Below are 13,409 nucleotides of genomic sequence, written 5' to 3'. Positions count from 1 at the left end.
AATAATATAAAATACTATGAATTTAACAGTAATAGGAACTGGGTATGTTGGCCTGGTTAGTGGAACATGTTTTGCTGAAATGGGCAATACCGTAACCTGTGTTGATATCGACCAGAATAAAATCGATAATTTAAAAAAAGGCATTATTCCCATTTATGAACCAGGTCTTGAGCAAATGGTTTCAAGAAATGTGGAAAACAAAACATTATTTTTTAGTACAGATTTAGCAAAGAGTCTAGAAAAATCAAATATTGCATTCATTGCCGTTGGAACACCTATGGGTGAAGACGGTGCTGCAGACCTACAGTATGTTTTGCAAGTGGCCTCTGATATAGGGGACCACATGCAGCAAAAATTGGTTATTGTGGATAAGTCCACCGTACCCGTTGGAACAGCGGATCAAGTAAAAGCAAAGATTCAAGAACGGTTGGATAAAAGGGGAGTACAAATTCCATTTGAGGTAGTATCCAATCCAGAATTTTTAAAAGAAGGAGATGCCATCAATGATTTTATGAAACCGGACCGTGTTGTCATAGGAGTAGAATCTCAAGAAGCAGAAGAACAAATGAAAGCTTTGTATGCGCCATTCTTTAGAACACAAAACAGAATGATTTCCATGGATGTTCGCTCCGCAGAAATGACCAAATATGTGGCAAATGCCATGTTGGCTACTAAAATTTCGTTTATGAACGAAGTGGCCAATATATGTGAATTGGTAGGTGCGGATGTCAATAAAGTAAGAGTGGGTATTGGTAGTGATAGTCGCATAGGATATAGTTTTATATATCCCGGTAGCGGATATGGGGGGTCCTGTTTCCCTAAGGATGTAAAAGCATTAAAACGCTCTGCACAACAACACGGGTACACTCCGCGCTTAATTGAAGCTGTTGAAAAAGTAAATGATGATCAAAAATTTGTCATCGCAAATAAAGTAGTATCTCATTTTGGAGAAGATTTAACAGGTAAAACGTTTTCTGTTTGGGGATTGGCATTCAAACCGGAAACCGATGATATGCGAGAAGCACCTGCAATATATATCATAAAGGAACTGGTAAAAAGAGGAGCCAAAATACAAGCCTATGACCCAAAGGCAATGCATGAGGCTAAAACTTTTTATTTAAAAGACATACAAAATGTTTCTTATTTTGACTCCAAATATGATACCCTAAAAAATGCCGATGCCATGATACTCCTAACTGAGTGGAAAGAGTTTAGGTCTCCAGATTTTGAGGAATTAAAAGTTAGACTTAATGAACCCGTAATATTTGATGGCAGAAATCAATATACCGCATTAAGGATGGAAGAAAAAGGATTTACATATTACCAAATTGGTAAGAAATAACATATAATTCATTTAAATTTTAAAAAGGCCAAGAATTGTTTATTCTTGGCCTTTTTGTTGATAATCATTTAAAAATAAACCAGATATAAATACTGTTATCCATTAATTTTGTCGTTTGGCGATCAATAAAATATTTATAAAAATTGCAGCCTATTTTTACATGTGTTGATTCTACTAGAACATAGATTCAATAGCTCTTAATTACCTACTATGTTGAAAAGAAAAAGTTTCCTGACAATTTTATTCTTCATTTTTACTATATCATTTTATGCCCAGGATATGGATAATGATGGCGTGCTAGATGGGGTTGATACCTGTATAAACACTGTTGACGTAACCAACTCCGATTTTGATGGCGATGGCATTGGTGATGTTTGTGATTTGGATGACGACAATGATGGAATTTTGGACAGTGAAGAATGCGAAGTTCCAATACGAAATGCTGGTTTTGAAAATGACCCTTCTGACGCTATAGATTGGGAAGTTGATAGTGCTGTAGGAGCAGGAATAGAAACTCCATCAGCTACAGGTGCATTTCCTTACACCCCAGAGGGAAACCAATATTTCTTTTTAAATAATTATTTAACTATACCAGCAGCAACTGCGATTACAAATAGGCCACTATCGGTTTACCAAGAAACTAATTATATTCTTTCTTTTTATGTTGGTGACGGTGTTGGTACGATTGATAGCAGAAACGATGGTATTAGTGATATTGAAATGGGTTACGGCGATGATGCCGCAGCATTTCAACCTATTGCAGGAGCAAACATAACTGTTGATGGTGCTTCAACACCAGAGGGATGGAATCGGTTTGAGATACAATTTAGTATACCTAATGGATCACCCGCACTAAATCAAGGTATTTTAATTCGTGTTACTCATACAGGTATTGGCTTTAGTGATACCAGAGCTGCATATGACGGATTTGAACTAAAAATAGACACGGACGGTGACGGTGCTCCAAATTGTACGGACCTGAATTCTGATGGGGATGCTAACGGCTGTTTTGATGTTGTAGAAGCCGGTCATACAGATGCTGGTGGTGGTGTTATTGGGGGTTTACCTAATGTAGATGCCAATGGTCTGGTAACTGGAGCAGGCGGATATACAGGTAATAAGATTGCAGTAATCGATGACGCAATAAATACTTGCGCTCCCAATTATAATGATTTTGATGCAGATGGGGTACCTAATGATATTGATTTGGATGACGACAATGATGGTATTACTGACCAATATGAATGTGAAATACAAATTGTCAATAGCGGGTTAGAATTAGCCGACCTACCAAATTATCCTGTAGCCGGTTGGAACGATTATTCTTCAGGAGGCACACCGGGAATAGAAACTACTTTAGATGGCACAAACCATTTTAGCGCTGCTGAAGGTACTACTTATGCCTACATCAATGGAGATGCAAGCATTGTTTCCAGAACGGTTTCCGGAACATATGAAATAGGACATTATGATCTGTCCATTTCAATAGGTGATGGAATAGAATATGATAATTTTTACAGAAATGATGGCCGATCTATTATAGAAATTGGATATCATGACGGAAATCCCGATAATTTTCAACCCATAACCAATGGGTCGCTTACCGTAGAAAGTTCTGAAACTCCCAACGGATTTTGGACGAGTTTTACCGTAAATGGAGAAGTAAATGCTGGTGATCCCGCTTTAGGGCAAGTTATTGCAGTTCGTATAGAACATGTATCTAATCTGGCCTTATTACAATTACAGGGTAATTATGACAATATTAAAATTGTAAAGGATACGGATGGTGATGGAGTTTCTGATTGTATGGACTACGATTCTGATGATGATGGATGCCCAGATGTAGAGGAAGCAGGATATACGGATATTGGTGGTGGCAGATTGGGCAACCTGCCCAACATAGATGCTAACGGATTGGTAACAGGTGTAGATGGATATTTGGGAAGTAGTTATGCCGTCGTAGATTTCGTAAATCAATGTACGTTACTTGATAGCGACGGTGATGGCGTTGAAGATGGTAATTTTTTCTATTATGATGCAACCAATACCCTGCAAACAAATATTGATCTTGATGACGACAATGACGGATTAACAGATATTGATGAAGGATGCGATCTTACCAGCAATATCAACATAAGAGGATATTATAATTTTGAATTTGCTCCCCAAACATTTTTCGCTCCCGGTTTCCCATATGATAATATTGTAAACTTTTGGAATTACACAGGTGTTGGTGGTGGTTTACATATGCCAAATGCAGAAACCTATGGACCTACATTCTCACCAAATTTTGTTACTGATGGCACAGGTTTAATTGATATTCCAGATGACATTGGCAACCCAATTGGTACTATGTTTGATGATACATTTTTATTTCTTGGGGGCGATGCTACCATTACTCAAGATTTAGCCACACTAGCTGGAAATGCAAATTCCATTATTATAGAGGAAGGCGGTTATGAAGTTACCATTGCCGTTGGTGATGGCGTTGATCAAGTAGACTCAGGTAGAAATGATGGAATTAGCACCATACAGGCAGGTTATTTTTCCGGTGGTGTATATACTGTTATTGATCAATTAATTGTTGGTCCAGAGGATACTCCCAATGGTCAATGGAGAGATTTTTCTTTTTCCATAGACCCATCAACAGCCCCAGCATCTATAGGTGAACATTTAATAATTCGTATTATACACCAGGCCAACGCCGCTTTAAACCAACAGCAAGGAAATTATGACCATATCCGAATAAATAAGGATACTGACCTAGATGGTCTAATAGATTGTTTAGATGATGATTCTGATAATGATGGGTGTCCTGATGCTACGGAAGCTGGTTTTACCAATGACGACAATGATGGTTATGTAGGTAACGGTTTGCCGACGGTTGACGGTAACGGGCTAGTAATAGGAACAGATGGTTACAATCCTCCAGTAAACAGTGGCCTGCCCATCATTACCCCAGCAGAACCCGTAATAATTTCTGTAGGATTAACAGATCCAATGACCGTTTGCGAAGGCCAAGATGCCGTATTTACAGTAACTGCGGCAAGAGCGGGTGCAAACCCAAATATGGAATATGAATGGTCTGTTAGTACGGATACCGGAACTACTTGGACCATAGTAGAAGATTATAGTATTGGCACAAATACTTTAACGGTAACTGGTGTTACCGCAGGTATGGATGGTGACCTTTATAGGGTTTGGGTTCGAGGAGATGATTATTTATGTTATGAAGAATCCATTGCATCTCTTCAAGTTACATTAGGACCCACAATACCTACCTTAACCAGCAATACGGATATTTGCGAAGGTGAAGATGCTATATTTACCATTACTGGTGACCCTGATGATGTTGTTAATTATAGTATAGATGGTGGTAGTACTACTGCTGTTGTGCTAGACCCAATTACTGGTACCGCATCAATAACAGTAGCAGCCGCATCTATTGATACAACCCTTTCTATAAGTAGTGTTGAGGATAGTGTAAATTCCTGTTTAGTAACACTGGCCACCCCTATTACCGAAACCGTTACGGTTAATACAGTGCCCACGGCACCTATAAACCCTACTGATCAAGCAGCTTGTGAAGGCAGTGCAAATATTGCAATTAGTGTTGAGCTAGACCCTCTGGGTACCGGTGATACTATAGATTGGTTTAGTGCCCCGACCGGAGGGGTTTCTTTGGCATCAGGACTGACCTATACCTCTACCGAAACTGCACCAAATACATATACCTATTACGCAGAGGCATCATCATCCACTACTGGTTGCACAAGCGCAACAAGAACAGCCGTAACCTATACCATAAATCCATCGGTAACTGCTGATATCATTACTGTTCCAACAAACATTTGTGATTCCTATACCCTTCCCGCATTATCAGCCGGAAATAATTATTACACAGGTACTGGTGGTACGGGCACCATATTAACAGCCGGTGAGATTATTACAACATCGCAAACCATATATGTTTATACAGAAACAGGAACTACACCCAATTGTACAGATGAAAGTAGTTTTATACTTAATATTGATACCACCCCCAGCCTTATTCCTGTTTCCAATACTTGTTCTACTGACTTATTAACGTATGAGGTAGTTTTTCAACCTTTGACCGGCACACTTACCACTACCGCCGGCACTGTTGTAGGTAATGATACCATAACGGATATTCCTGCAGGTACAGATATTACTGTAACAGCTACAAATAATGGTTGCGCAACCAATTTAGACATTACTGCCCCAAATTGTAATTGTCCAACATTGGATGAACCGGTAAACATTCAAGATCAAAGTAATTGTACGGGTGAACCAACGGCCACTTTATCAGCAGATCTACCAACTACAGGAGGAGATACCTTAAATTGGTATGATGTAGCCAGTGGCGGTGTTTTATTGGGCTCAGGAAATACATTTGCACCAACTGAAACCCTTGCAGGCACTTATTCTTATTTTGTGGAAACTTTTGATTCTGTAACGTCATGTTCAAGTATTAGATCAGAGGTAGTATTAACGATTATTGATACACCCGTTGCAGATAGTCTGGCCAACCCGCCCGCTTCCTGCGATTCTTATACCTTACCTATGTTGAATCCTGGCAATACCTATTACACCGGTCCTAATGCAACTGGGACGATCTTAAATGCCGGCGATTTAATAACAAGTTCACAAACCATCTATATATTTGCAGAATCTGGCACAAATCCTAATTGTACGGATGAAAATAGTTTTGATGTTACCATTAACACGACCCCTACCCCAATTCTTGAATCAAATACATGTACGGCAGACTTATTGAATTACGAAGTAACGTTACAACCTTTAACCGGAATACTTACAAGTACTGCAGGAACTGTTGTTGGAAACGATAGAATTATAGATATTCCTGCAGGGACGGACATAATAATTACAGTATCGAATAACGGTTGTTTTGCTACATTACCAATTACTGCACCAGATTGCACGTGCCCTACATTATCAACCCCTACCAATCCGGTCAATGGATTTAATTGTAATGGGGAAAATACGGCAAGTTTGTCAGTGGACAACCCTCCGCTTAATCAATTAGTAAATTGGTATGATACTGAATTTGGAGGCGTACCTCTTGCTACGGGCAATATATATACCCCTAATGAAACAGGTATCGGACAATATATTTATTTTGCAGAGACCTTTGACCCTGTTACACAATGTAGCAGTGAAAGAATATCTGTGTCTCTTACTATTACGGAAGTACCAACCATTGATAATGTGCAGAATATAGAGTCCTGTGAATTTTACGCCTTACCCTCCCTACCGGATAGTCAAAGTTATTTTACAGGTCCAAACAGAACCGGAACAGCATTAAATGAAGGGGACCAGATCATATCTACCCAAACTATTTATATATATGCAGAAGCGGATAATAATCCAAAATGTGCCAACGAAGCTTCTTTTGATGTTACGATATTGAATGAACCTATTTTGGACATTCCTACGACCTTAAGCCTTTGTTCTGAGGAAACGGGACTTATAGAGACTATATATTTAGGGGAAGATTTAGGCCCAAATTACAGATATGATTGGACACCGGACAATGATGTGGATAATGACGGTGTAGAAGAAGCAATATTTGCAATATCATCAGCAGGAACATATACGTTGGAAATTTATGAGATTGGATCCACAATAGAATGTGGCGGATTTACTACGTATTCTACCACAATAGAAGAAGTACTACAACCTACGACATTAGAAGTAGAAGTAACGGCCAAAAGTTACATATTGGATTCCGGTAACCGAGTTAGATTAATCGTGGATGAAAACCCTTTAGTTTTTGACCAATTTGAATATAGCATAACAAGTGCCGAAGGTCCCTACCAAGAGAGTAATATTTTTGAAAATGTAGATGGTGGTATCTATACAGGGTATGTTAGGGCAAAATCTTCTTGTGAGTTTACGGTAGCAAGTAGTCCATTTTTAATAGTAAATTATCCTACATTTTTCAGTCCAAACGGTGATGGCGCCAATGAAACATGGAAACCTTTGGGTGTTGAAAATTTAAACATAACATCGCAATTGGACATTTACATCTATGATAGACATGGTAAATTACTTACCAAATTAGACCCATTAGGTCCTGGTTGGGACGGTACTTATAATAATAGCTTAATGACAGAATCAGATTATTGGTTCAAAGTAAATTTAATTGATGAAATAAATAATGAACCTATAGAATTTAGTGGTCATTTTAGCTTAATTCGATAACAGGAAATCAATTGAGCAAAAATTTCTTGGCATTAGAATCAAAAAAAAATGGTAAAAATGGGTGAAATTCGATTTTTTTTCTTAAAAATGTTAATAAAAGCTGCATTTCATCGAAATGTGGACATTTAAAAAATCTAAATGGTTTAGACGAAACGTAATGTTTGGGTAATTCATCGAATAAAATGTGAATTTCATCGATGATAAAAATTTTATAAATATTTTTGAATCCCCAAATTAGTTTAAATCGTTTAAATCTTATCCTTGTTATGAAGCTTAACCTAAAATTACCTACAACCTTGTTCTTACTTTCTTTTGTCTTTCTTTTTTTAACATCCTGCAGCAAAGATTCTGATATATTATCAGATTATGTAGTGAATAATTCCAATCCTACCGCTGGTATAGAAAATAGGGTTTTGGATGACACCTTTATTTTGCAAAGTAACAATGCAATAATTTTGGATGTTTTACAGAATGATCGTTTTGATGATTTGAGCAATGTAAGAATTATTGAAACCTCATTACCTAAATCTGGTACAATTACTATTAATGATGACAATACACTGACTTACACGCCAAAATCGGCTGAGCCAGTAAACAACGAAACATCAAACAATCCGGTATCGGAACCTGCGCCAGGAACGACTGAGGAGCCTGAGACCACAACTGAAGAGACAGAAACACCCGCAACAGAACCGGAAACAACTACTACGGAACCGGAAACCACTGAGCCAGAAACTTCAGAACCGGAAACTACAAATACAAATACAGAAACTGATAATTCTACGGAAGAAAGCACAGAATCCACGGATAATAATGACCCTCCAGTTGAAACAGAAGAAACTACTGGTCAAGAGAACACTACAGAAGAAGAAACCGATACGTTTACTTATGTAACCGAAGAAGTTAATGAAGATGGAGAAGTAACAACTGAAGAAGGTTCAGTAACCATCAGTAAAACAGAAGTACCTACCACAGGTGAAAATGTGTATTTTGTAACGACCAATGGTAATTCTTCAAATGACGGACGTAGCGAACAGTCATCTTGGGATATAGCGCATGCTTTTAGAACAGCAAGAGCTGGGGATATCGTTTATGTAAAAGCTGGTGATTATGGCAACAGACATTTAGAAGTAAGTAATTCAGGCAATGAGAACCAACCTATTTCCTTTATAGGATACACTTCTCAACCAGGGGATGTAGTAGCTTCAAACTCAGCGACCGTATCTTATCAAGATTATAAAAATCAAAATGATAATGTAAATGTCAATTACTTACCTACGTTATCCGGTATTAATGAAGCTAGAGAAAATAGGGCCGGTAGCGCCATAATTGTTGAAAAACAATATATTAATATCAGTAATTTCCAAATTAGGAAAATGTCTTATGGGGTATATAGCAATAGGGCCTCCCATATTAAACTGGATAATATCATTGCTGTAAATATAGCCTCTGAAATTAAATCCCAAAGTGGAAGAGCTTTTCCAAGCTATTATTTAGATGACTCTTACATAACAAATTCAATTGTTATTAATGCTGGTACTGGTGGGTTATTGTTTGATTCTTGTGACAACAATACCATATTGAACAACCAAGTTTATTCTGACAACAATATTAATGCATGTGATTATTATGTTTTCTTATGGGGAGATAGCAGCGGAAATAGAATTGATAACCTAATTGTTGAAAAAGTTGGTGATCTGGAACACCCAGGACATGGTTTAGGTGGCTTCCACAAGATGAACAATAATGTATTTACAAATTTTAAAATAATCAATACAAGTTTAGAATTGTCATATGCAGGTGTAGAAGGTAATGTATTTAAGGATTTCTCCATAACCGGAAATTTTCCTGAACAACAATACCACAATGCTATCCAAATTGCCAATGGAGCCACTAATAACAGATTTGAAAATTTCTCCATAACCAATGGCAACGGAATTCAATTTTTGGAATGGGATAGAGGAGATACCAGCGAATGGAATGTTTATAATCAAACCAATGCAGGTAACAATAATATGTTCATTAATGGTGAAATCAAGGATTGCATGTACGGCGTAGTTTTCCACCATTTGGAAAGAAGCAATTCACCAGCAGAGAACAATACTTTTCAAAATATAACTTTCGAAAATTTATCTCTAGGGCTTTTTGCGGCAAATCGTCCTAACTATGGAAATAAGATGGTAGATTGTAGAGTAAACAAGGTTTCGACCCTATGGGATTCCAGAAATGGAAATGTATTGAACTTTGATTTTGGCAACACTGTATTTTCATTGGTTGATTTTTTAATTCCAAATTAGTATTATCTAAAAAGAAAATAGAACCAACTAATAGAATTTTTAGGATAGTTGTTCGTTATATTTAAAAATTAAAATGTTTAGATACGAATGAACAACATTGATACTGATAAATCATCTGTTTTATTGATTGTCTTCAATAGAATTGATAAAGTCAAGAAAGTATTACCTGCAATAAAAGCATATGCTCCTAAAAAACTATATGTAGCGGCAGATGGCCCACGACCTACACACGAAACTGATTTTGGTTTAACAGAAGAGGTTCGGAATTATATTCTTAAAGAAATTGATTGGGATTGTAAAATAATTACCAAATTTTCAGATAAGAATTTAGGTTGTAAGTATGGGCCATTATCCGCTATAAATTGGTTTTTTGAAAATGAAGAACAAGGAATAATACTTGAAGATGATATTCTACCCACACAAAGTTTTTTTAATTTCTGCGACTACTTTTTAAAACATTTTAAAAATAACAAAGAAATTTTCAGTATCACCGGAATTAATTTAAATGAAAAACTATCTTTAAAAAATGAGGATTATTTTTATGCAGGATACTCATTTACATGGGGCTGGGCCACATGGAAAAGTAGATGGGAGAAATACAAGGAAGTTTTAAAAGACTTCAATTCCTCTGATCCTTTGTCTTACGTTTCTAACGGTCATAAATGGGATAAGGCATCCGTTATAGGTTTACACAAAAAAGTTGCCCAAAGTCTAAAAGATGAAATAGATGCCTGGGACTTTCCATGGGCATTTACTCAATTTATAAATAAAGGTTATAGTGTTGTTCCAAGCAAAAATTTGGTAAAAAATATAGGATTTGATGCTGAAGGAACACATACCCACTCTCCCCCACATTATTTAAACAATAAAGTATCTGAAATTAAGTTTCCTTTAAACACAAATGAAACGATCATCAATAACAAAAAGTATGATATATTCATTTGTAAGGAAATTTTCAATTGGAAATCTCTAACAGAAAAAATTACCGACATAAATCATTACAAAAATTATTTAAAAAGCAAATTTTAAAAATTTTGCATACATCACTGTAATTTTTAGTATTGAACCTAAACCCATTTATAATATGCATTTATGGATAATATTAGGGTATTGCTTCTATATAAAATTAAATATACAAGGATGAATATAGGGTATTTTGTAGTTTTGCAAAATTTAATCAGGTTTATGACGTTAAAGAACATATTAGTTCAAAAAAGTATAAAAAAATAAAATACAAATACAAACCAATTTCTATTTATGAAAAAAGTCGCACTAATCACAGGAGTTACCGGACAAGATGGCGCATATTTAAGTGAATTTCTATTAAAGAAAGGTTACGAAGTTCATGGTCTAAAAAGACGTTCTTCTTTATTCAATACAGACCGTATAGATCATTTATATCAAGATCCGCATGAAACAGAAAGAAATTTTGTGCTTCATTATGGAGATATGACAGATAGTACTAACCTAATTAGACTTATACAGGAAATTCAACCAGACGAGATCTATAATTTGGCAGCTATGAGCCATGTAGCAGTATCTTTTGAAACGCCAGAATATACGGGCAATGCAGATGGTCTTGGAACACTAAGGATATTAGATGCCGTAAGGTTATTGGGATTAACTGAAAAAACTCGTATATACCAAGCTTCAACTTCTGAATTATATGGCAAGGTTCAGGAAGTACCACAAAGTGAAACTACACCATTTTACCCTCGTAGTCCTTATGCAGTAGCAAAAATGTATGCCTATTGGATTACCGTGAATTATCGTGAGGCTTATGGAATGTATGCTTGTAATGGTATTTTATTCAACCACGAGTCACCTATTAGAGGAGAAACTTTCGTTACTCGTAAAATTACAAGAGCAACTTCAAGAATAGCATTGGGACTTCAAGATAAAATGTACCTAGGTAACTTAGATGCACAAAGAGATTGGGGACACGCAAAGGATTATGTTAGGATGATGTGGATGATATTGCAAGCAGATGAAGCAGAGGATTGGGTTATCGCTACAGGTAAAACTACGCCAGTAAGGGATTTCGTAAGAATGTGCTTTAGCGAAGTTGGTATAGAATTGGAATTTAAGGGAACGGGAGTTGATGAAAAGGCATATGTTGCCAAATGTAACAACCCAGATTATCAGTTAGAAATTGGTAAAGAAGTCTTGGCCGTAGATCCTAAATATTTTAGGCCCACAGAGGTAGATCTATTGATTGGTGATCCTAGCAAAGCAAATAATAAGTTAGGTTGGAAACCAGAATATGATTTAGTAGACCTTGTTAAAGATATGATGCAAAGTGATGTAAAATTGATGCAGAAAGATCAATATTTAAAAGATGGTGGATACCGTATCCTAAATTATTTCGAATAGAGACGATGGAGAAAAACTCGAAAATTTATGTAGCAGGTCATCGAGGATTAGTTGGAAGTGCCTTAGTATTAAAGCTAAAGGAAAGTGGATATACCAACTTAATTTTTCGAACGCATGCGGAACTTGATTTAACAAATACGGAAGCAGTAGCTGGTTTTTTCGCAAAGGAAAAACCAGACTACGTTTTTCTTGCCGCCGCAAAAGTGGGCGGCATTGTTGCAAATAATACGTATAGGGCAGATTTTATTTATGCGAATTTGATGATACAAAATAACGTGGTACATCAAAGTTACCTTAACAAGGTTAAAAAATTAATGTTTTTAGGTAGTACATGTATTTATCCAAAATCCTGTCCACAACCAATGGATGAATCATACTTGCTTACTGATGTCCTAGAGTATACCAATGAGCCATATGCTATAGCGAAAATTGCTGGGATTAAGTTATGTGAGAGCTATAACTTACAATACGGGACAAATTATATATCTGTAATGCCAACAAATCTTTATGGCCCCAACGATAATTTTGATTTAGAAAAATCGCATGTTTTACCGGCATTGATTAGAAAAATTCATTTGGGAAAGGCCTTGGAACAAAATGATTGGGCAACTATAGACAAGGATTTGGCCAACTTACCTATTGAGGGAGTTTCCTCTAATGATAGTATAGTGGACAAAACAGCCATACTTAACAAATATGGGATTTCAAAAAATGATTCTGGAGAAGTTACCGTAGAAATTTGGGGTAGCGGAAAACCTATGAGAGAATTCTTATGGTCAGAGGATATGGCAGATGCCTGTGTATTTTTAATGGAGAATAGAGATTTTGTTGACACGTATTCATCAGATTCCAAAGAAATTCGAAATACTCATATAAATATAGGTACAGGAAAAGATATCAGCATCCATGACTTGGCAAATACCATCAAAGAAAAAATCGGCTTTAATGGTAGTTTTTATTTTAATGCAAATAAGCCAGATGGAACTTTAAAAAAACTTACCAGTGTTAAAAAATTAAATGCTTTGGGCTGGAAACATAAAATAGAATTGGAAGAAGGTATACTTAATATTTACAATTGGTATTTAAGTAAAAACAGTTAAATAATTACTGTATAATTTTTGGCAATTATATGATTTTATAATTGTTCTACC

At 36.3% G+C, this 13,409-nt stretch carries 6 protein-coding genes; all 6 read left to right on the top strand.

Annotated elements, in window-relative coordinates; all coding sequences use genetic code 11:
• The first annotated feature begins 16 nt into the window (after nucleotides 1–16).
• On the top strand, nucleotides 17–1,342 hold the full coding sequence (locus Q2T41_RS16855) for a UDP-glucose dehydrogenase family protein (RefSeq protein ID WP_304437033.1): 1,326 nt from the start codon (nucleotides 17–19) through the stop codon (nucleotides 1,340–1,342).
• Nucleotides 1,343–1,552: 210 nt separating this feature from the next.
• The gene (locus Q2T41_RS16850; RefSeq protein ID WP_304437032.1) at nucleotides 1,553–7,588 is read left to right on the top strand and encodes a T9SS type B sorting domain-containing protein; all 6,036 of its coding nucleotides are present in this window, start codon (nucleotides 1,553–1,555) and stop codon (nucleotides 7,586–7,588) included.
• A 266-nt stretch (nucleotides 7,589–7,854) separates the two neighbouring features.
• Nucleotides 7,855–9,885: an Ig-like domain-containing protein gene (locus tag Q2T41_RS16845; protein ID WP_304437031.1), complete on the top strand. Its 2,031-nt coding sequence runs from the start codon at nucleotides 7,855–7,857 to the stop codon at nucleotides 9,883–9,885.
• An 87-nt stretch (nucleotides 9,886–9,972) separates the two neighbouring features.
• Complete coding sequence (locus Q2T41_RS16840) at nucleotides 9,973–10,914, top strand: nucleotide-diphospho-sugar transferase (RefSeq protein WP_304437030.1); 942 nt, start codon at nucleotides 9,973–9,975, stop codon at nucleotides 10,912–10,914.
• A gap of 228 nt (nucleotides 10,915–11,142) precedes the next feature.
• Entirely contained in the window at nucleotides 11,143–12,258 is a 1,116-nt protein-coding gene (gene gmd / locus Q2T41_RS16835) for a GDP-mannose 4,6-dehydratase (RefSeq protein ID WP_144800222.1), read from the top strand.
• Nucleotides 12,259–12,263: 5 nt separating this feature from the next.
• A complete protein-coding gene (locus Q2T41_RS16830; RefSeq protein ID WP_304437029.1) occupies nucleotides 12,264–13,358 on the top strand; it encodes a GDP-L-fucose synthase family protein in 1,095 nt (364 codons plus the stop codon).
• Nucleotides 13,359–13,409 lie beyond the last annotated feature (51 nt).

The organism is Maribacter confluentis, from assembly GCF_030505015.1.
Lineage (GTDB): Bacteria > Bacteroidota > Bacteroidia > Flavobacteriales > Flavobacteriaceae > Maribacter > Maribacter sedimenticola.
This window is presented reverse-complemented; position numbering and strand designations above follow the sequence as displayed.